13 protein-coding genes and 5 pseudogenes are annotated in these 20,882 nt (G+C 60.3%); 11 read left to right on the top strand and 7 right to left on the bottom strand.

Features of this window, described 5'->3' with window-relative positions:
- Positions 1–158: 158 nt before the first annotated feature.
- A pseudogene (locus NKH71_RS32825) lies at positions 159–341 on the bottom strand (DDE-type integrase/transposase/recombinase); the annotation flags it as partial.
- A gap of 284 nt (positions 342–625) precedes the next feature.
- A complete protein-coding gene (locus NKH71_RS32830; RefSeq protein WP_352896476.1) occupies positions 626–1,111 on the bottom strand; it encodes an Ntn hydrolase family protein in 486 nt (161 codons plus the stop codon).
- 406 nt (positions 1,112–1,517) lie between these two features.
- Between NKH71_RS32830 and NKH71_RS32835 the strand changes: the two are divergent.
- From NKH71_RS32835 to NKH71_RS32855, 5 genes and pseudogenes are all read left to right on the top strand, one after another.
- A pseudogene (locus tag NKH71_RS32835) lies at positions 1,518–1,656 on the top strand (transposase); the annotation flags it as partial.
- A 443-nt stretch (positions 1,657–2,099) separates the two neighbouring features.
- Entirely contained in the window at positions 2,100–2,234 is a 135-nt protein-coding gene (locus tag NKH71_RS32840; RefSeq protein WP_352896508.1) for a hypothetical protein, read from the top strand.
- A gap of 228 nt (positions 2,235–2,462) precedes the next feature.
- A pseudogene (locus NKH71_RS32845) lies at positions 2,463–3,713 on the top strand (flavin-containing monooxygenase).
- A gap of 45 nt (positions 3,714–3,758) precedes the next feature.
- Positions 3,759–3,887, top strand: a pseudogene (locus tag NKH71_RS32850) (RidA family protein); the annotation flags it as partial.
- Positions 3,888–4,319: 432 nt separating this feature from the next.
- Positions 4,320–4,820 carry a sce7726 family protein gene (locus NKH71_RS32855; protein ID WP_352896478.1) on the top strand — a complete coding sequence of 167 codons (501 nt, stop codon included), beginning with the start codon at positions 4,320–4,322 and terminating at the stop codon, positions 4,818–4,820.
- Here the strand turns inward: NKH71_RS32855 and NKH71_RS32860 are convergent.
- Positions 4,762–4,941, bottom strand: a complete 180-nt coding sequence (locus NKH71_RS32860) for a beta family protein (RefSeq protein ID WP_352896481.1) — start codon at positions 4,939–4,941, stop codon at positions 4,762–4,764. The genes NKH71_RS32855 and NKH71_RS32860 overlap by 59 nt on opposite strands.
- Positions 4,942–5,190: 249 nt before the next feature.
- On the opposite strand from NKH71_RS32860, the gene NKH71_RS32865 reads away from it, so the two are divergent.
- The 4 genes from NKH71_RS32865 to NKH71_RS32880 all read left to right on the top strand — a co-directional run bounded on the left by NKH71_RS32865 (position 5,191) and on the right by NKH71_RS32880 (position 9,377).
- Positions 5,191–6,033, top strand: a complete 843-nt coding sequence (locus NKH71_RS32865; RefSeq protein WP_352896483.1) for a type IV toxin-antitoxin system AbiEi family antitoxin domain-containing protein — start codon at positions 5,191–5,193, stop codon at positions 6,031–6,033.
- Positions 6,026–6,940, top strand: a complete 915-nt coding sequence (locus NKH71_RS32870) for a nucleotidyl transferase AbiEii/AbiGii toxin family protein (protein WP_352896486.1) — start codon at positions 6,026–6,028, stop codon at positions 6,938–6,940. The genes NKH71_RS32865 and NKH71_RS32870 overlap by 8 nt, the downstream gene beginning before the upstream one ends.
- A gap of 197 nt (positions 6,941–7,137) precedes the next feature.
- The gene (locus NKH71_RS32875) at positions 7,138–8,076 is read left to right on the top strand and encodes a hypothetical protein (protein WP_352896489.1); all 939 of its coding nucleotides are present in this window, start codon (positions 7,138–7,140) and stop codon (positions 8,074–8,076) included.
- Between the two features lie 617 nt (positions 8,077–8,693).
- The gene (locus tag NKH71_RS32880) at positions 8,694–9,377 is read left to right on the top strand and encodes a hypothetical protein (protein ID WP_352896492.1); all 684 of its coding nucleotides are present in this window, start codon (positions 8,694–8,696) and stop codon (positions 9,375–9,377) included.
- 391 nt (positions 9,378–9,768) lie between these two features.
- Here the strand turns inward: NKH71_RS32880 and NKH71_RS32885 are convergent, their stop codons facing one another.
- The gene (locus NKH71_RS32885) at positions 9,769–14,070 is read right to left on the bottom strand and encodes a Ulp1 family isopeptidase (protein WP_352896495.1); all 4,302 of its coding nucleotides are present in this window, start codon (positions 14,068–14,070) and stop codon (positions 9,769–9,771) included.
- A 395-nt stretch (positions 14,071–14,465) separates the two neighbouring features.
- Positions 14,466–15,170: pseudogene (gene istB / locus NKH71_RS32890) on the bottom strand (IS21-like element helper ATPase IstB); the annotation flags it as partial.
- A 999-nt stretch (positions 15,171–16,169) separates the two neighbouring features.
- On the opposite strand from istB, the gene NKH71_RS32895 reads away from it, so the two are divergent.
- Positions 16,170–17,594, top strand: a complete 1,425-nt coding sequence (locus NKH71_RS32895; RefSeq protein WP_352896498.1) for an integrase catalytic domain-containing protein — start codon at positions 16,170–16,172, stop codon at positions 17,592–17,594.
- Positions 17,595–17,626: 32 nt separating this feature from the next.
- On the opposite strand, the gene NKH71_RS32900 is transcribed toward NKH71_RS32895, so the two are convergent.
- Both NKH71_RS32900 and NKH71_RS32905 read right to left on the bottom strand, forming a co-directional pair.
- Entirely contained in the window at positions 17,627–18,679 is a 1,053-nt protein-coding gene (locus tag NKH71_RS32900) for an ISL3 family transposase (RefSeq protein WP_352896500.1), read from the bottom strand.
- A 269-nt stretch (positions 18,680–18,948) separates the two neighbouring features.
- On the bottom strand, positions 18,949–19,557 hold the full coding sequence (locus NKH71_RS32905) for a hypothetical protein (protein ID WP_352896502.1): 609 nt from the start codon (positions 19,555–19,557) through the stop codon (positions 18,949–18,951).
- Here NKH71_RS32905 and NKH71_RS32910 point away from each other — a divergent pair.
- A complete protein-coding gene (locus NKH71_RS32910) occupies positions 19,522–20,244 on the top strand; it encodes a hypothetical protein (protein WP_352896505.1) in 723 nt (240 codons plus the stop codon). The two genes, NKH71_RS32905 and NKH71_RS32910, sit on opposite strands and share 36 nt — an antisense overlap.
- The last annotated feature ends 638 nt before the right edge of the window (positions 20,245–20,882 follow it).

A 20,882-nucleotide genomic window follows, 5' to 3' on the forward strand; every position in this document is an offset into this window, starting at 1 on the left:
GGTGAGGCAATGCGCGTCAGCGCCAAACGGATCCTATCAACAGTGGCCCGTCATTTGCTGGGTGATCTCGGATGAATACCATTCGGCACATCCGGCTTTCGCCGGCTCTGTCGCAATTCCGGGATGTGGACGGGAAGAGCGTCGCCTAGGAGCATTGATCAGGCGGTGAGCATTTCGAATTGCTCGGCAATTGACGGACTCGGATTGTAGGCGAACCTCGCCTGTCGCTTTCGCATCATGTGGACCAGCTCGATGCCGGAGAGGGTGATCTGGGCATTCTCCATAGACTTGAAGCCGAGCATGGATCGAACGCGGCGCTTGATGCGCCGGTGATCCTGTTCATCTCCGGTCGATGTGCGGCCGGTGCGCCTCAGGAAGCCACGGATTACGCCGGCACGCTTCATCCCAAAGTGCCTCATCAATCTCGTCTGAAAATGGATCGTTCATGATAGGCTCGCGATGAAAAACACCGCGAGCCTCATTCTCACATGAAGTGGCAAAACCAAGCACCACGTCAAATTAACTGCCCATCTCTAAATTAATTGCCAGCCTAACCGACTGAAACACGGCAGAAGCTGCCCGGAGCCCGTCATAGCCAAGCGGCTGGCCGCGGTGAACAGCGACGTCAGTTGCGCTTCCTCTTGCGCTTCTTCGGAGAAGGGGAGGGCGTTCCGTGCGTCAGAGAGACCACCGGCAGCCCGGAACCCCAATCGAGCTTGCAGGCGACCTCCACGGCCTGCTCAGGCGTGCCGCCGAACTCCAGAACAGCCTGCGCATGCTTGGCGCCGCTGCCGATCGCGAAATAGGGATTGGACAGCATGCCGGTCAAAGTCCAGCGGTGGGAGGCGATCTGAGCGCACCCGTCGGGATGAACCACCAGGAGATGGAGGTCGTCGCGATCCACGCTGTGTGGCGTGTTCTTGATGTCTGCGCCGGCTACATACCAGTCCAGAATCGCCTCGCAGGCACCAGCCCTGCCGCTGGAGGCGCCAATCAGGCGTCCATCGGGCAGACGGCGAATCTTCATCTTGGTGCCGATGTATCCGGAATGACCGGGGAAGGCGCGACTGTCGGCGGCCATCACGCCGTCCTTGTAGGCGATGGTAGTCAATGGAGCAGCCTCCCTTCGTCGTCCTTGGTCATGGCCACATCGACCGAGCAGGCAATATCGCTAGTATCGACGCCGGCGGCGATGGCCCGGGCGGTCAGTTCCTGGGTCCAACGATGCCGCGCAGCCAGCCAGACCCAAGGTTCATTGATGGCTTCAGTTGTGCTGACCAGGCGATGGGCAACGTTAGAGGCGAAGTGAGTTGTCCCTCGTTTTGAGGGCCCTGCGTCCTCGCCGCCCTTAGTGGGAGAAAGTAGAATCGCAGCGCCGGGCCAGATGCGCCGTCAGCATGCTGCCAGGTCTTACTCGCATTTTTTTGTGGGTGACCATGAGAGCCTCGACCTGTGACGTGTTTACGATGTTCGCCGCACGAACCGTGCCAAATGAGAACACCGTTTCGGCAATATGATTATCGGGCTCTGCTATCTCACGGCTGTGCGAAGAGATCGACGGCAAGGTGAAGACCGTTCCTCGAATGGCCGATCGAGGGCGATTGGCCATACCTTTGCATCGATGGCGCCTATCTGAAGGTACACCGCAGCGGGCGCCGACGCTGATGCTGAATAAATCCGTGACTTGTACTTCAACACCTCCTCGAGCTGGACGCTCCAGCCAGGCCCGTTGACAGTCTTCGGGACAAGGTTGGATCCGAGCAAAATGCGTCCGAATTGGTGTAGGTCTTCGCTGCACCGATTTTCGATACCGGGGGGCTTATGGTTTTAACGCTCGGGAACGGTTCGGATGGCCATCCTTTACGCATGGCGCGAAGCGGGTGATGCGGTGTCCAAACTTGACAGCGACAGACAAAATGTCAGGTTCAGAACAAACATTGGCAGAAATGTCAGGTTCACTACAACCGGCCAGCTTGGGTTGGAGGTCTTTTCAAGCGTAACCGTGCGGTATTTGCGTGCTGTGCCCGCTCGCACGGCCTGTGGGCAAATTGAGTTGCGGCAACATTGAGTGAGAGCCGACTGCCTGCCAAGGCGCGTTGTTGACCAAATATCAGCAGCTTCCGAATTCTTCACGGTCGCCTTGGCAGAGTCGTCTGCTCGTCGTCTGGACGGACATCATCTTCCCGAACGGCTCCACGCTCCAGATCGGCGATATGGCCGGCACTGATGTATGAGCGGGAACGGCAAAAAAATACAGCCAGCCGTTCGACCACTTTTTCTCCAATGGTGCTGATCCGGGACACCCGTCCCGTTGCACATCGTCAGCAATCCCTCCGAGCATTAGGACAGGCTAACCCTTGGCACAGGAAATGCGAATTTTCGCTTTGGGTCCATTCAGGAAAACGAGAATCACACCTCCGCCGCATCCGCAGAAAACTGGGTAGCCAGAAAAGGACGCAGATATGTCCGTCGAAAAAGTGGACACGCTTGTCGTTGGCGGCGGCCAAGCGGGAGTGGCTATGAGCGAGCACCTGAGCAAGTGCGGGGTGCCTCATCTAGTCCTTGAACGCGGCCGGATTGCCGAACGCTGGCGCTCGCAGCGGTGGGACTCCCTGGTTGCCAATGGCCCGGCCTGGCACGACCGATTCCCGGGCCCGATGACTTTGCACCCAAGGAGGAGGTCGCCGACTATTTTGTCGCTTATGCAAAGCAGATCAATGCGCCGATCCGCTGCGGCGTGGAGGTGAAGCTCGTGCAAAGAAATGTCGGGCGGCCCGGATTCCGGGTCCAGACGTCGGACCGTGTGATCGAAGCCAACAGCCTCGTCGCCGCGACCGGACCTTTCCAGATCCCCGTCATTCCGCCCGTCGTCCCTCGAGAAGCGGGCATGCTGCAAATCCATTCCAGCGCGTACCGCAACCCTGAGCAACTGCCGAAAGGCGCGGTGCTGGTGGTTGGCGCGGGATCCTCGGGCGTGCAGATCGCGGACGAACTCCAGCGCGCCGGCAAGCGCGTCTACCTCTCGGTCGGCCCTCACGATCGCCTGCCGCGGGCCTATCGCGGGCGCGACTGCTGCTGGTCTGGGCATCCTCGGCAAGTGGGAGGCCGAGGCCCCGGGACCCGGCACCGAACACGTCACGATCGCGGTGAGCGGCGCGCGCGGCGGCGAGACGATCGATTTCCCTCGTCTGGCCGCGCAGGGGCTTACCCTGGTTGGTATGACCAACGCGTACCAGGACGGCGTGATGAGCTTCGCGCCCGATCTCGCGAAAAACATTGCCCGCGGCGACGCCAGCCTGATGTCGCTGCTGGATGAAGCCGACGCCTATGTCGCTTGCAACGGGCTCGATCTTCCGGAAGAGCCCGCGGCCCGCAGGATCGATCCGGATCCGGAATGCATGAGTGATCCGATCCTTGACGTCGGCCTGGCCGAGAACGGGCTTTCGGCAATCATCTGGGCGACAGGCTTTGCAGTCGACTACAGCTGGCTGAAGGTCGATGCCCTCGACGAGAAGGGTCGGCCAAGGCACCAGCGCTGTGTCTCGACCGAGCCGGGGATCTATTTCCTGGGTCTGCCTTGGCAGTCGCGAAGGGGGTCCAGCTTCATCTGGGGCGTCTGGCATGATGCCAAGCATGTGGCCGACCGCATTTCGACGCAGCGAAAATATCTAGCCTACCATGCTGCCGCGAAGCGCGAACACGTTGACGCCTGACCAAAGCTGACGACCGCTGCGAGCCCGACGTGATGGAGAACCATGATGGCGCACACGCGAATTCGTACCTTTAATACGAAGGATGCCTATCCCGAGCAGAAGCTCGACAATGATCTCTGCCAGGCGGTTGTCACGCGCGGCGGCCGGACCGTTCGGCCCGGTGGGCGCACGCCGTCAGCCAAGCTGTACGGGCTTGCTTATTTCGCATAATATCCGCTCGCTTTGGTCAACCGTGAGCCGGTGCGAACGCGCTGGGTGCACATGAGCAACGATGGAGTCCTTCGTTGCATGGCAACACCAGACCGTCCGCTGTTGGCCCGTTTGAGCCGTGGAGCAGTCGAACCGCAACGCGCCCCAAGTCGGTCGTTCCAGCCGGCTTTCCGACGACTAGAAGCGGACATCGCCGGTGACACTCTCGAGAAATGTCAGGTGAGTCAGAATGCCACCTTGGCTTGGAGCAGAACCTCGGGCAGAAAGTAAACTGGGGGATAACGATGCCGGCCATGACGAAGTTGGGAACGACAGACGCAGACATTCGCTCTGCGCTACACGCCAAACAATTGCGACGCGCCAAATCTCATCCCGATACGCTCGTGATCGAGGAACTTGGCCTCGCACGCCCAGAGCCGCATCGACGTTGCCGTCATCAACGGCTGCATCCACGGCTATGAAATCAAGAGCGCCAAGGACAACCTCGACCGGTTCGCGACCCAGATCGATATCTACCGCCAGACGCTACAAAAGCTCACACTCGTCGCCGCGCCGAAACATGTCGCAGGCATCATGAGTCACGCTCCCGAATGGTGCGGCGTAATCGCGGCCGAGCAGGGACCAAGAGGCGGCATCAACTTCCAAGTTTTGCGAAACGCCGTCAATCTCGAAATCGATCCGGTCATGATGGCGCATCTGCTCTGGCGTGATGAAGTCATCCAACTCCTGGACCAGGCTGGATATGCGCCGAAAGACCTCCGCCGGCCGAGAAAGCAGCTTTTTGAGATGCTGTGCGAAGCCATGACCCTTCGCGAGATCACCGCCTCCATCCGCGCCTTCATGGCGCAGCGCCAGACGTGGAGAGATCGTCCAGCACGCGCATCATGTGATGGTTGATTGCTACGTCCTTCCATCGCGTGAGATTGCTCGGCGGAGCTTTCTTGATAGCGCATTTGCCGATGTAGTCATCTCCGTAGCTGTAGTCATTCCCTTTGAAGACGCCTGACCCCACGAGCACCGCACAATGCGATGCTTACCGATCTGTTCCCGGTGAACAAGGGGATACGTCTGCTCGGAGTAACGCTGTCATCATTGGGCACGCGGGTGACGCCCCGGTGTCAGAGCAGCTCGCGTTCTTCTGAACCGGCCCACTTGGTGGCTTTCCCTTTGAGATTGGCGCTGGACGTCTATCTTGAGTTGACATTTTCATGAGTCGCTAAAGCGGCCGCGCTTGCATGGACTTTATAAGCGTGGCATTATGTCAACGATGAGTAGACAATCGCCATCGAAGCTAAAGTCTCTCCTGCAATCGGTGCCCCCCGGCTTTCTGATCGATTCAGGTTGGATGAAACGACACGCCATTTCGCGCCAGTCGACATCGGCCTATGTCGCTCGCGGATGGCTCGAGCGAGTTGCGCAAGGTGTCTACAGGCGGCCATTCAGCAGGGGCGAAAGCTCCGAGGCGCGATCCGGCTGGAAGATCCCGCTCCTGTCTGCGCAATGGCTGATGGGATACGGGTTTCATGTCGGAGGCATGAGCGCGCTCGATCTGCGGGGCCATGCCCATTACCTGCGACTGGGCGATGCTCCCTCCATCTATCTCTACGGCGAGGACGTCCCGGATTGGTTGATGAAGCTCGACACCGACGCGCATTTCGTTCGCCACCGGAACGAACTGTTCGAGGATCCGGCGCTTGGCGTCGATGACGCAACCTTCAGTCTTTCCGACAGCGCAGAGGACGGATTGACTCTTAGTCCTTGGCTCTGGCCCATAAAAATGTCCTCGGCGGAGCGCGCGGTTCTGGAAACTCTGGACGAGGTCCCGAGAGCCATCAGCTTTCACACCATGGACACCGTCTTCGAGGCCTTGGTCAGCCTGCGCCCCCGGCTGTTGGCGCGGTTGCTCATGCAATGCCGCAGCGTGAAGGTGAAGCGCTTGTTCTTCGTCTATGCCGACAAACATGGCCATCCCTGGCGCAAGCACATCGACATATCAGAACTGGACCTTGGCCGCGGAGACAGGAGCCTCCTGTCCGGCGGCCGGCTTCACCCGACCTATCGCATAACGGTGCCGGCCGATCTTCTGCCGGGGGAAGCGTCCGATGCGTGAGACTTACATGCGGCAAGTCGAACTTCTGGTGCGCACATTGCCCTTCATCGCGCGCCAGGAGGTGTTTGCACTGAAGGGTGGCACAGCGATCAACCTCTTCTATCGCGACATGCCCCGGCTTTCGGTCGACATCGACCTCGTCTATCTGCCGATCGAAGACAGGGAAACCACGCTGAAGGGCATCGACCGGTCCCTCGAATTCATTCGGGAGGATCTGCAACGCGGCCTGCGCGGGGTGGTCGTTCAACGGATTGCCGGCGGCGGCAACAACGACACCCGCGTGCTCGTGCGGCAAGGCAGCACCGAGATCAAGATCGAGACCTCGCCCGTCGCCCGAGGCACGGTCCATCAACCTGAACTCCGGCGGGTGAGCGGGCCGGTCGAAGACGCCTTTGGCTTCGCCGAAATGCAAGTCGTCGCCTTCGAAGACCTCTTCGGCGGCAAATTGCACGCTGCCGTGGATCGGCAACATCCCCGAGACCTGTTCGACGTGAAGCAGCTGTATGAGAATGAGGGCCTGACAGATGCGCTCTTCCGGACATTTCTGGTCTATGTCGCGAGTTCTGGTCGACCGCCCCACGAGCTGGTCAGGCCGTCGCTGGCGAAGATCGACGAGGACTTCGTCAAGGAATTTGAGGGGATGACGCTGACGCCGGTCGATGTGGACGACCTAATAGGCGCTAGGGCCCGTCTCACGGCCGACCTGCTCAAGAAGCTCGACGACGACGCGATGCGCTTTCTGCTGAGCCTTCACGACGGCGACCCCGATTTGGAAGCCATCGGCTTGCCGCAGGCGGCTCAGTTGCCGGCCGTGCGATGGAAACTGCTCAATCTCGCGAAGTTGAAGGAACAGAACCCGGAGAAGCATGCCCAGCTCCGCAGCGAGATCCAGAGCCTACGACCATAGATATCCATTCACATGCGAGTGACGTGCAAGATGATTTACCGAACTAAAATACCGTTGGTGGTGAGAAGTTCGTGTTTGTCCAAGGACGGATTCTTCATAACTTGGGCTGAGCTATACAGCCATACCGCGGGGCGCGGTCGTTAGCTGAACGAAAAGCTGCGACGCCTATTTAAGCGCCTTCCAGAGGGACTTCAAGCATGTTTGCCTTTGCAGATGAGACAGGCAACTCGGGCCGGAACATCTTCGATCAGAACGAGTATTTTCGCCTCGGCGCGATTCTAGCGACCTCCGACATCGCTCCTGCTGTGAAAAACGTCCTGGACCCATACCTGAAAGAAAATTGCGTCGAGCGCTTTCACGCCCATGAGTGGCCGGAAGAGAAGGTGTCGGAGATCGGCCAGGAGATCTTTGACGCACTCGATCAATCAGGATCATGGGTGTTCAGCCTGACTGAGATCCACAAACCCTATATGGCGCCTACCAAGTTCGTCGACGTGATCTTCGACGCCGGAGAAAACAAGGCGGTGCCGGGTGAGTGGTACTGGGATGAACTCAATCGCCATGTCCTTTGTCTGACTAACGACGCGATGTCGGAAGACACCGCGAAATTGTTCTGGACGTCCTATCTCGGCGATGACTTCGGCGGCATCGCCAAATGTCTCGATCTGCTGGACGGTGCGCTCGAGAAAATGGATTTCCCGCTGACCGTCCGCAGAGTGATTTCGGGGGCATTTGAGTTCGCGCGGCAGCAGCCGGCTGAATTCACGCTCGGGAATACGCAAAAGAAGAAGGGCTATCAGGCCAGCTCCCCGAACGTTGTTGCCTCACCCGACTATTCCAAGCGATCCACGATTTTGCTGAGCGGTCGGCAAGCCCTCCGGAGCGGCTCGTTCATGACAAGCAGGACGAGTTCCGAGCGGCGCTTGCTGAGACCTATGAACAATTCGGCAACATCATCTGGCACGACTCGCCTGAAGGTGCATTTCCCGAGGCCTCGCTTGCCAAATACGATCTCGCGCAGTTCGAAATGCCGTCCTCGAAAGACAATGCGGGGCTTCAGGCGACTGACCTGTTGCTTTGGACGGCGCAGCGCAAACCCAAATCCGGGATGCTTGTTGCACTTAAAGATAAATTGAACGGAAAGACCGACGACTTTCACGTCTCGAGACGAATGTCCGAGTTGATTGTGCACGTGCATCTGCTTCGCCACGAGCGGCGTCGCGGCCGATCGAAGCAAAGCTAGCGGCTGAGAACTGGCCGAGCCAATCTACTGGAAAGTGAGTTGTGCAGTTTGTTTCAATCGCCCAGTCCGCAGCCCGACCGCCAAGAGCCGACAAACCTCGCTAAGCGAGCTTCTGAAGGATGTAACCTGTCGCTTGGCAGTTAATTGTGAGAATGCAGAGTCAATGATATCAGTGGTTTATGTTTGCACCTAATTTGAGAATGAGCACTTAATTTAACCGTGCTGCGGCCGCTGCAGGTAATATGAGAATGGAGCGCTCGAGCATCGGGAGATGCCGTATCTGCTGTGGCTCGGCTAGAGCGCGAGGCCGGCCATCGCGTTGCCGGCCGATGCATTTCTGATCGCCTCGTCGGCCGCCAGACGCTCGACGACCGTGATACCGGGAACGACAATCCTCTCCTCCCGCATTTTCTCCCTGCCATTGCGGACAAAGACCTGCAATCGGTCGCTTCAATGTTCACGCTCTCATGGTTGTTTGACACCCTTGATCGAGCCATTGGGCTGCCACCGATGCAAAACTCGGACGGCGACGAGCTCATGTTCCACGATATCAGGTTTCCGCTGGCGAATGGCGTGACACAGAAGGATATCGCTGCGCAGGTGACCGCCATTCCAGGAATGGCGCAGGAGAGCGTGAAGTTCTGGAACTGGCTCGAGGACAAGCCGAAGGGCAGAGAGAAGGTGAAACAGGCCGATGCGCTTTCTTTCGACGCTACCATGGATAACGGTCAGCGCGTGCTGGGCAATGTGGAACTGAAAGGCCGGTTCTTGCACCTGTCGACCAATTCCGAAGCCGGTGCGAAGAAGGGAATAGTCCTGATCCGGCAGGCGCTCGGCGACATTGTCGGCACACCGCTGACCGAAATCCGCACCATCGAGCAGATGATGGCCGAGCGGCCGCCGCGCGAACATGGAGGAGCAGCTTCCGACGTCCGGCCCGAAATTGCCGAGCAGGTCGTCCACCAGTTCATGGACCGGCAATATCGTGAAACGCTTGATCAGCCGGTCGGCATGCTCGGCAACAAAACGCCACGTCAGGCCGCAAAATCAGCCGCTGGCCGACAGAAGGTCGCCGAATGGCTCAAATATCTCGAAAACCAGTCCGCAAACCAACCGGATCCCGCCGATCCCATGGCAACCTACAGTTTCGAGTGGATGTGGAAGGAACTCGGCGTCCACGATCTGCGTCGATAGAGCCCACTACCGTAAATCCGTGTCCCAATAATGTATCGGTGCCATCCGGCGCATCGACAATCTCTGGGTTGGCATCAGGCTTCCTCGTTTTGAACGAGGCATCCTGTAGACCGGTTGAGTTGTCGGCCGAAGCATCCCGCACCTCCGAAAAGGTGCTCACGATCGTCTGAATTCGTTGCTCACGATCGCCTGAAATACGCAGCAACCCTGGCAAATGCCGATGTACACCAGTTGCACACTGGATCGGCGCTGCCGCAATCCGCTAGTTCTGACCGGATGCATTCAGCCAATTCCTTTCGATACCGGTCAGCAGTTGCCCAATTCAACTCTCCATCGGTCGCAAGGGCATCATCGGGTTGGCGCAGGGCGAGCCGATCAGGGTAGCAGCCGGTCAGGGTAGCAGCCGGTCCTGGAGTGCCCGCCGGTCGGCAACGAGGTTACTAAGGTCCTGGTCCGGCGGCAGTCCTTGTGCCAATCCTCCAACCAGTTCCCGCGTCGCCGCCAGCAGGAAGACGCCGCAATCATAATTGTTATCCTGCTGGGAGATGGAGGCTGTGTACGGGGTGACGCCCAGCCTTGCTGCGAGCGCTACTGCACTGGGGTTGTTGCATCCCCCGTTGGAGTCGTAGTGATAAGCAACCTGGATTTCTCGGTCCCTGCGATCAACCAGCAGCAGCGACCAATGGGTGCCGGTGCTATGTTGATCGCCAGGATCGGCATTGTTCACTGGCAGGAACAGGAAGTCGGCTGTATCATTACCGTCCCGGTCCTGGAGGATGTGCTCGAGATGGTGTTGCCCTTGGTCCGTGCGCAGAAGTAGGGCTAGGGAGGGATCCACGAGGCGCGTCCGAGCGGCCAGATCCGGATTGGTCACCTGCAACTCGCGCTCCAGGAGTTTGTAATCTCTTGTGATGTGGCGATCGTGCAGCCATTCCTTGTCCTTGAGCCAAGCTGCGGGGTGATGGGTGAGATGAACACCGTCCGACTGCAGCGCGGCCGTGTAAAGCTGATTATTGATCAAGAAGCGTGTCGGTGGAGCGTACCAGGTCGGCGCGACCCCCCTGGTCTCCCGGATGTTGATCACAGTGTCCGAGGCCTCTACTGAGCCGTGCTTCCAGCTACCCAATTGGCTTCCAAGGTCAGGTAATGCCGAGGTGCGAGTTGATGGGCCGGCAAAGGACGGCGGGCCGGCCCAATTCGGGGGGACGTGCTGTTCGAAATCGATGTAATTGGGTGGCTGGTGATATGTCGGGCCGAAGATCGATGCCCCGGTATCCTGCTCCCACGTTGGCGGGCTTGGCTGATTGACACTTTGTGCCGGCGAATTGGTGGGTGGCATCCCCTGCCAAAAGTTCGCTGTATTGAAACTATCGGCGGGCAATTGGCCGGCTTGATCCACTCCCGTCCAAAACTCCGTCGAATCGAAGTTTTGCGGCGATGGAGCAGGTTGATCCGACTGCGACGACAACGCCCACGAGCCGTCCTCCAATCCGGCAGGTTGCCGCCCTCCGGCTTGATCCGCAGCGTCATGAATTTCGTCTTGATCAACACTTTCCACCGGTGAGGGCGCGGCTTGTTCCACTGGCGGCCGAGAGCTGCCTTCTCCAGCGCGCAAACTCTCCTGCCTGAGCTTCTCACGGTACCTCTCAAGCATACCCAATGCGCCGAGGAAATTGCTGTTCGGGAACAAAGACTCAGCATGCTTGCGCAGCGACTCGCCATCGTGTCCAGCAAGGCTCTGCCCGGAAGGCTGGAGCGCGTTAGACAACCTACGGAGATTGCGACAATATTGGTCGACGGTGTGCTCATACATGTTGGCAGCCAGTGCCGCCAGAGCCGCGGCGTTGATGAGCTTCTCTTCAGGAGAGGCACCCCGCCGCGACCGAGGCTTACTCTCAGGCTCCTGACGGTACCTGCCAAGCATACGCAATCCGTACCAGATCATTTTGTCTGTCGGGAACAAAGACTCAGCATGCACGCGGAGCGACTCGCCATCGAGTCCAGCAAGGCTGTGCCCTTGACGCCGGAGCGCCTTGGACAGCTTACGGAGACCGAGAGCATAGTTGTGGGTGGTGCTCTTCCCGTCAGCATTAGCCGCCGATTGGATGAGGTTCTCGTCTGGTTGCCTCGTTCGCTGCTGTTGCTGCAAGGAGAACTCCTGCATCCCTCCGGCTTGATCTGCAGCGTCATGAATTTCGTCTTGATCAACACTTTCCACCGGTGAGGGCGCGGCTTGTTCCACTGGCGGCCGAGAGCTGCCTTCTCCAGCGCGCAAACTCTCCTGCCTGAGCTTCTCACGGTACCTCTCAAGCATACCCAATGCGCCGAGGAAATTGCTGTTCGGGAACAAAGAGGCAGCCTGCTTGCGCAGCGACTCGCCATCGTGTCCAGCAAGGCTCTGCCCGGAAGGCTGGAGCGCGTGAGACAACCTACGGAGATCGCGACAATATTGGTCGACGGTGTGCTCATACATGTTGGCAGCCAGTGCCGGGGCGTTGATGAGCTTCTCTTCAGGAGAGGCACCCCGCCGCGACCAAGGCTTACTCTCAGGCTCCTGACGGTACCTGCCAAGCATATGCAATCCGTACCAGACCATTTTGTCGTTCGGGAACAAAGACTCAGCCTGCTTGCGCAGCGACTCGCCATCGAGTCCAGCAAGGCTGTGCCCTTCAAGCCGGAGCGCCTTGGACAGCCTACAGAGACCCTGAGCATAGTTGTAGACGGTGGACTTGCTATTCCCGTCAGCATCAGCCGCCGATTGGATGAGGTTCTCGTCTTGCTGCTGTTGCTGCAAGGAGAACTCCTGCATCCTCGCGTCCGCCACCGCCGTGACGCGGGGCCCCGCTCCAGCTCCGCTGAATTCTCCACCGCCAGGCGCGAGCCTCCGGAGATCAGACAGCCCCGTGTGGACCCTGGCGTGGGCGGCAGCGTGTTGTGCCCCGTACGCTTCGAGGTCGTCGTATATCGATTCGGTTTGATACCGAGGAGCGATGGATGGCCTTTTGGCGCTTCGGAGCCACACAGAAAACTGCCTAAGTGCCGGTGCATTCCGGTTTAGGGAAACGTCCCCCTCGGTCGCGAGCTGCTCGAGGAGATCCTTGTCTTCGGGATAAGGAGGAGCGCGAAAAAGGCTTGGGTCGATTCCGGCGCGCCAATCCAGCAGGACCCCCACGGCGACCTTGACACGACGGTCGCCACCCTCGTTCGCAAACGCCTTCGCAAGGGCAGTCAACGCACCAGGATCATCAACGAGGCTGGCCACCGTCAAGTTCCCGGGCTGTTCCTGAAGCCAGACGCTGAACTTGCGCAGGGCGGACACCCAGTTCACGACGGTATGGGGCTGAGAGATGGCTGGGTTCGTCTTCCTGGCCTCGTTCATCACCTCCGTGAGCTGGGAAAAGAGGTGCTTGTCAGAGTTGAGAGCGCGGATCCACTGGACCGCGACCTGGCCCTCGTCGGGGATGATCCTCACGTCCGCGGACGGGCGGCCGTGCTCGGCATAATCGGCGCGATACGTTATCTCCTCAACAACTTCCGGCTGGTGCATCCCGTCCTTGGTCTGGGCAGCGAACCCTGGGTAGGTCCGTCTCAGATCCCTGGCAAGACGATTGTAGTCCGCATGAATGTGCTCGCCGCCCAGCCATTCGGTGACGCCGAGCGCCATAGGTTGCGGGACCTCCACTCGCCGCCGTTGAGCCGCCCTGCCGTCTTCCTCGGGTTCGGTGGCCGGCCTCCCGCGCTTGGCACCCGCCCGATCGCTGGCCCCCATGGTCTCGTTCAGGATGACAGCTTGCTCGCCCGGCAGCCCCGAAACCGCCGGATCGGCCTCCAATGCCGCGCTCGCAGAGATTTGAGGGCGGTCGGCGTGAGTGAACGCGTGGTATTCGTCCGGACTCGCTGGGAACGGATCTCCCCGAACCTGCTGGACCATCTGCCATGCCTGTTCACAATAGTCCTCCGCTCTCCCACTCGCTCCTCCGTCGACGGCGGGAAACGCTGGAATGCTGTCGCTTGACCCGGCAAGGGACTGCGGCGAGAGCCCCAGAAACTGCAGCACCTCCTCCCGTCGCAGAGACTCGCCCCTAGCGTCCAACGAGAGGTCTTGCCGCGGATGCGCGTCGGTTAGCGGATACATCCCGCTGGCCACGTCCTCATCCGCCGGCACAACAAGGCTGCCGGCGCGAGTGGGCGCATCGTGTTCGTCCGGGCTCGCTGGCGGCCGGTCTCCCCCGAACTGCTCGACCATCCGCCATGCCTGTCCGAAAAAGTCCTCCTGCAAGGAGAGCGAAGACTCCGCCATCTCCCATGGCGTCTGCGCCAACGGCTTTCTGTGGATGCCTAGGGCCTGATCGTAGTCCTCCCCTCTCTCACTCGCTCTCAGGTCGACGGCGGGAAACGCAGGAGTGCTGTCGCTTGGCCCGACAAGGGGCTGCGGCGAGTGCTCCAGAAGCTGCCGTGCCCACTCCCATGGCAGATCCTCGTCCATAGCGTCCAACGAGAGGTCTTGCCGCGGATGCGCGTCGGTTTGCGGATATGTCCCGCTGGCCACGTCCTCATCTGCCGCTGCAAGACTGTCTGGAAGGCTGACCAGTGCGATCGTGCTATCCGGATCCGCGGGCAATGGATGGAGCCGTGTCAGGGTCTGCAGGAAAGCCCAAGTCGCCGGACTGAAGTCACCATTCTGTGGGATCATGACGCTATCTCCTGTTTCTTCGGTGATCCCTGTCGCAACTCAAATCGATCGCGCCGGCAGCAGGCAGGGTTGTAGAACAGCGCCATCAAGCTTCCAAAGGTCGTCGAAGCTCGTGCGGCGATGTGGGTGTATTGGGCGGTGGGGTATGAATCTCGGCGCCAATCCTGGGCAAGGCGCAGGTCATGCCCGTGTTGGCAAAATATGTGGTGATGAACCACCACGCCGGGCGCGCGTTTCGGCCCGAGCCAGCAAATAGCTCGCGGCCTGCCGGGTGAAGGGCTGGGCATTGGGGACGAAAAAGCAATCCTCGCGTATTGCCGGCCAGCGGCAGATGGCGCCGAGCTCGTGCGCGCTACAGGCTGCTCGACCGAGAGGCCGCTCTTTAAATTGGGGAATCCAGATCTGCGCCTTTTCCGGGTCCACTTGGTCACGATGCAGTGCAGGCGATCAAGGATGGCGGTTGCCACCACGCCCCATTCGCCCACCGAGCGGTTGGAGGTGATCAGGATCGATCCCCGCTCATAGCGCCGCGACACCAGCTGGAAGAACAGATGTGCGGCATTGGCTTCGAACGGGAGATAGCCGAGCTCGTCGATGATCAGCAGTTTCGTCCGCGACAGGGCCGTCAATTGCTTTTCGAGTGAACCGCCGCCATGGGCCTTGGCCAACATCGCCACGAGCGTGGCCGCCGTGACGAACTGGACGCTATAGTTCTGCCGGATCGCCTCGCGCCCGAGAGCCACCGCCAGATGTGTTTTGCCCATACCCGAAGGTCCAAGGAACAGGACCGTGTCGCCATGGGCAATCCAGCGGCAGGTCGCCAGCTCCCGGATCTGGCGCTGATCCAGCGACGGCTGCGCGCCGAAGTCGAAGCCGTCCAGTTCGCGTACAAACGGGAACTGCGCGATCTTGCCCGCCATGGAGATGCGCCGCTCGTCGCGCCGCGCGATCTCGCGCGTCACCAGGAAGGCCAAAGCTTCGCGCAAGGTCATTTCCGAACGCGCCGCTTCGTCCAGCAGCGTGTCGAGCTGGTCCCGGATCGCGGTCAGCTTCAGCCGGTCGAGCTGAGCCACCAACATCTCGTGATCGACCGTCATCACCACCAGCCGCCTCCCACCAGTACTTCAGCCGAGTTCATGCAGCCGGAGCATCGCTGCTACCTCTTCAGGCTAAAGCACCTCCTCTTCCTGCATCGTCCTCGACAATGCAGGAATCGCCGAAATCCAATGGTCATCCATGCTCCTGTCATAACCGAGGGGGTCAGTTTCTCAATTCGCCCGACAGCGGCGATATAGCGAGCTTCTCATCCATTTGCACTCCCGGTCTTTGATCCTCACGCTAACCTCCCGATACGCAAGTTGAGCGGTGTGCCAAACTTCGCCATGACTGATCTGGTGATCTGGATTGCGGCGAGATGTCAGCAGATTGCTCGGTGTTACACAAGCAGTGATGCCAATCGATCTGTCCAATGCATATGGGATATGGCGGTATGTCGACAGATTATGGACGGATCAGATCATTGCTATCTCAGAGGCTAATTTCGCGCCCCGCGAATTGGGTGCCATAAAGCAGACCGGCCTGAACTGTACCGGATCGAGGACGAAGCTCCCCCAAGGACGATTGATATCCAGGGCGTCGATCTTTCTGCCCTGATTGGCGCTTATCGACGTGTTAGAGAACGGCAGTTAGATGGTAATGGTACCAGAGCATATCGGCCTGTTGGAGGCCGAGCTGACACATCTGGCGTTTGATTGACAGACAGGGGTTCAGGCTTGCTGTGTCGAAATGCGATTTTGAAAGAGACGATGAGATTGAGCGGATCCGCGGCCGCCTGAAATCGCTCGCCGCAGAGCAACGCGCCCCCTTGAAGCAAGACTTGTCGAGCTCAATCAGCCGCAGGCGCTCAAAATGTTACCGATAGTGTGGATGCTCCAGACTGGGATGGCGATGGATCGCTGTCCCGGTTCGGGGCCCGGTTCGGGGGGTGGATGGCGGGGCTCACCATGGCGACACGATCGGAACTGACAGCGGCGATCGTGGAGCGTTATTGAGGAGCGCGTCGAGCCGACAAGCGGCGTATTCTGGATGAGTTCGTTGCGGTGACCAGCTATTATCGCAAGCACGCGATCCGTGTGCTGAACCGTCGTGAGCAGAGGCCGTCTGCGAGCAAGAGCCACAGCCGCCATTATGGCAGCGATGTCCGCGAGGCGCTCATCGTGTTGTGGGAGGCTTCGGAGCGGCTGTGTTCCAAACGTCTTAAACCGCTGATCCCTGTCTTGTTGCCTGCGCTTGAGCGACACGGCCGGCTAGCACCCGATGACGTGCTCCACGACAAGCTGCTGACGGTAAGCTCGGCGACGATAGATCGGCTTTTGACTGAGGTCCGCATAGTCGCTCGCGGCGGCCAGCGCCGCCGGGCAGGAATGAGTTCGGCGGTTCGCCGCTCGGTTCCAGTGCGCACCTTCGGCGATTGGAACGATCCGCCGCCCGGCTTCGTCGAGGTCGATTTTGTGGCGCATTCCGGCACGTCTTCGTCGGGGAGCTTCGTGCAGACGATGGTGCTGACCGACATTGCCACGGGCTGGACGGAATGCATTCCGGTCCGTACGCGCGACAGCGGCAACGTGATCATGGCAATCAAGCAGGCGCGCTCCCTGTTTCCCTTTCCGCTGCGGGGTGTCGACTTCGACAACGACAGCGCATTCATGAACGCGTTGGTCGTTTCCTGGTGTCGTAGCGAAGATCTGGAGGTGACACGCTGTCGCGCTTATCGAAAGAACGATCAAGCGCATGTGGAGCAGAAGAACGGCGCCATCGTGCGCCGCCTAGTGGGCTATGGCCGGTTTGTCGGCACAGATGCGACGGCAGCCCTTGAGCGCCTTTATGCGGTGGTGCGGCTTAACGGCAATCTGTTCCAGCCTTCATTCAAGCTGCAGGAGAAGACGCGCATCGGTGCCCGTGTGATCAAGCGCTATCATCCGCCTGTTCCACCCGCGGCCCGTGTCCTTGCTCATCCGAAAGTGGCCGAGGCCGATAAGGAGCGGATACGGGCGGTGATGGAGGCAGCCGATCCGGTGCTGCTGTTTGCCCGCATCCGCGCCGCACAGGAAGAGCTTGGAAGGCGGGTCGATCGTCGTGGCCTGAATGCGAAAATCGAGGCGCCGTTGGTCATCGATCTCCAGAGCTTCGCTGCGAACTTGAAAACGGCCTGGAAGAATGGCGAGACACGACCAACGCATCGGCGACCATATCGGCGGACCAAACCCTGGCCGAAAAGGCCCAGCATGTACGAGCCCTTCGAGGCGCGGATCAAGGAATGGCTGAAGGAAGACCTCGCCCTCTCGGCAGCCGGCGTGCTGCAACGGCTGAAGGAAATCGATCCAGCTCGCTTCGAAGCAAAAAACATCAGAATGGTGCAACGGCTGGTGAAGACCTGGCGCATGGAAATGGCTGGGCTGATCATCCTCGATGGCGGCTGGATCAAGAGCTTGCCCGCTATCAGCTGCCGCCGCGATGGCAGGTAATACGAGCACTGTCGCCACCGCAATAGGAGGGGTCAGTTTTCCATGTCGCCCGACAAGTCTCGAAAAGGATCCGTGAGGACGGAGCGCGAGGGCGGCCGCCGATGCTCGGGCTCACCGCCCGCTGCAAGCCAGCGTTCGACAGTTCTCACGTTCATGCCAATCCGGGGCGCGATCTGTCGCGGCGATAGACCCGCCTCCCGCCAATCAAGGATTTCAGCATAGAGCTCACTGCGCTGGTTGCGCCTCGACCGGCGCAGGCAATCAAGTTTCGGGGATGGCTTGGCGTCTTCGTTTCCGGCCATCTCGGACGTCATGGCCTTTCCTGCGGCGTTGCCAGCATTTCGTTGGCGGCCGACGGCCAGACGCAACCTTCGCCCAGGTTCTGGAGAAGATGCCAGCGGTCGGCGACCTGCGTTGCATCGGGCGCACCGCGACGGGCGCCCTCGGTAGACGCCGGCACGATCGCGAGCGATGATCTCGATGCCAGGATAGCGCTCCAGCCATGATGCGACCGCGTCGGCATTTCGGTCCGGCAACAGATCCAGCACGCGGTTGCGCTCCAGATCGCAAATGATCGTTCCGTAGCGCTGCCCCTTGCGCCAGGCCCAGTCGTCAATGCCGACCACACGCGGCGCCTGCTGCGGCTCGCACCCGGCGGCGCGGACCATCCGCAACAGTGTGTCGCCGCTCACCGGCATGGCGAGCCTGTCCGACAGGCGCGAGCCGGGCGCACCGCCGACCGCGAAGCCGATGGCCAGCTGGCTTTCGCCGAGGCGGGACGTGCGTCTCGCTTTCGGCCGTGCCGTTTCCGGCAACCGCTCGGTGAAGATCCGCCGCTGGCATCGTGGATCGGCGCATCGAAACCGTCGTGCGTGAAGCTGGATTTCGACAATCCGACCCTGCCATGGCAGATCGCTCAACCGGCGCATGTAGTGACTGTGAACGCGGCGGGTTCGGTGACCGCAACATGGACAGCACGAGTCCATCGCCTTCGGTCGGGCCACAAGCACCACCCTCTCGGCCTGCGGCAGAATTTGGACAATCGAAAGCTCGGGTGAAATCAGCGGGCGGAAGGCATGGAGCACGGGCAAATCACGGCGTCGACTGCGATTCCGACTCTATGAACTTATTCGCACCGTCCGTGAATCCCGCAACCTGCACCAAATATGCGGAAGAACCCTTGTTTGTCGCGCGGCAGCAACGATGGATGCCGCTTCAAGTCGCTGACACGTTCCCTTGAATACAGACAATCTCCGTCGGGGCCGAAACTGTAGATCAGGAGGTCGATGGGAACCTGAGATCGCCGGGCAGCACAACTCTTCGCTGCTTTGACGTTCAAAGGCTGTTCACTCCCTTAGTTCGGATTTCGCGGCGGAACTGGCAAGAGTGCTGCCAGGGCGCGAACCCGATCCTCTGGCACGGCAAAACCGTTCACAAGAGCATCTATGCGCGATTGTACCTCGGTCGCAAGCGGTGCCGCGCCTGTCTGGAGGGCCCGAAGACCCGAGATGCGATCTGCAGGACGGTGCAGTCCCTCGACGAGGAAGACGAGGGGCATCTGGTGTTCGGGGGCAAGCTTTGCCATCGCCACACCGAAGCCCCGTAGGGCATTGACGCGATGAGCAGGCTCGTCGAGCCTGCAGGCGAGTACGATCAGACGCTCCTGGAGCGGGCGCGCGAACTCTGCCACGCGGGTTCCGAGGCCCCTCAGGGCCTTGGCGCAATGTGCGGGGGATAGCCCCTCGGCAATGGCGACGAGACGCTCCTGGAACTCGGGCGCAAGCCCAGCGACGCCGGCGCCGAGCTGCTCCAGGGCCGACGCCTGATCTGAATTGTCGAGTCCTTCGGCGATGATGACGAGCGACTGCCGGAGTTCGAGCTCGAGCCCTGCCATACCCGCCCCGAGGCCTTCCAGAGCCGAGGCGCGATGTTCGGACTGGCCGAGCCCCTGAGCGGCGGCCACGAGATCCTGCTGAATGTTGGGCTCGAGCCCTGCCAAGCCCTTTCCCAAGCCCTTCAGGGCCGAGGCACGAAGCTCGTCCTTGTCGAGTCCCAGGGCGAGGGCGACGACACGCGGCCGGAATTCTGGTTCAAGCCCTGCCACCCCTGCGCCGAGGCGCTTAAGAACCTGCGCGCATTCCCAATCGTCGAGTCCCTCGGCGAGGACAACGACACGCTCCTGAAGGTCCGGCTCAAGCCCTGCCACACCCGCTCCGAGCGCTCGCAGGCCCGACCAGAGGCCCAAACGCTGATCGAATCTCTCGGCAAGGGCAACGAGACGCCGTTGGACATCAAGGCTAAGCCCTGCCGTCCCTTTTCCGAAGCCCCTCAGGGCGGAGACGCGGTCTTTATGCTCGTGCAGCCTCTCGGCGAGGGTGATGAGACGCCGCTGGAGCTCGTGCGCAAGCCGTCTCGCGCCGACCGCCAGGCCTTCCAAGGCCAAGGGTCGATGCGCCGCCGGAAGATCTTCGGCGAGGGCGACGACGGGCGCTTGGAGTTCGGTTGCAAGCCCTGCCATGCCTGCCCCGAAGCCCCTAAGGACGGAGGCGAGGTGCCAGGGTTCCTCAAGCCCCTCGGCTACGGCGAGGAGACGCTGGTGGAGCTCGGGCGCGAGCCCTCCCACGCTTATCGCGAGGACTTGGAGGGCTAAGGCTCGATCCCCGGGCTGTTCGATCCTCTCGACGAACGCGACGAGACGTCCCTGCTGCACCCTGGTGAGGCAATCGAAATTCGGCGCGAGTGACTGGATCACACCACGATATACCGGCGCGGCAAAGCAATCACGGACGCCATATCCGGTCAACCCGTTCCAGATGGTCTGAACTAGCACAGCCCTCTTGCGCCTTTCTTGAGCTAGCAGGCATTGCTCGGCGGCAGTTTGCAGCTCACGGCTCGACCACGCAAAGCTCAGCACATCGATCGGCCTGAGCCTGTCGGCAATGTTACCGAGCGCGTCCTGTGGGAGACAAAGGAGACTGCTGGTGTGCTGCATGCCGTTGGAAGCGCCGCTTGCCGCTTGCGGCTCAGGGCGTGTCTGCTCAACATGTGATTGGCCCGGTTCTTCAACCTCAAGAGCTGGCTCGGCCGGAGAATCGTTTGTGATGTCAGTTTCCAAGGCGCTAGGCATCGGCGCCTTACCTCGCACATCAAAATTCCTCATGATTTCCCTCACTTGGTTTGTGACAGGCGAAAGCCGGATGTGCCGAATGGTATTCATCCGAGATCACCCAGCAAATGACGGGCCACTGTTGATAGGATCCGTTTGGCGCTGACGCGCATTGCCTCACC

The sequence above is a fragment of the Mesorhizobium sp. M0983 genome, from assembly GCF_040318975.1.
GTDB lineage: Bacteria > Pseudomonadota > Alphaproteobacteria > Rhizobiales > Rhizobiaceae > Mesorhizobium.

What these genes read in the sequence shown, in the direction of transcription:
- NKH71_RS32865 (WP_352896483.1), top strand. Translation starts at nt 5,191, where the DNA reads ATGAGTAGACAATCGCCATCGAAGCTAAAGTCTCTCCTGCAATCGGTG.
- NKH71_RS32880 (WP_352896492.1), top strand. Translation starts at nt 8,694, where the DNA reads ATGCAAAACTCGGACGGCGACGAGCTCATGTTCCACGATATCAGGTTT.
- NKH71_RS32870 (WP_352896486.1), top strand. Translation starts at nt 6,026, where the DNA reads ATGCGTGAGACTTACATGCGGCAAGTCGAACTTCTGGTGCGCACATTG.
- NKH71_RS32910 (WP_352896505.1), top strand. Translation starts at nt 19,522, where the DNA reads ATGTTCGGACTGGCCGAGCCCCTGAGCGGCGGCCACGAGATCCTGCTG.
- NKH71_RS32875 (WP_352896489.1), top strand. Translation starts at nt 7,138, where the DNA reads ATGTTTGCCTTTGCAGATGAGACAGGCAACTCGGGCCGGAACATCTTC.
- NKH71_RS32885 (WP_352896495.1), bottom strand. Translation starts at nt 14,070, where the DNA reads ATGATCCCACAGAATGGTGACTTCAGTCCGGCGACTTGGGCTTTCCTG.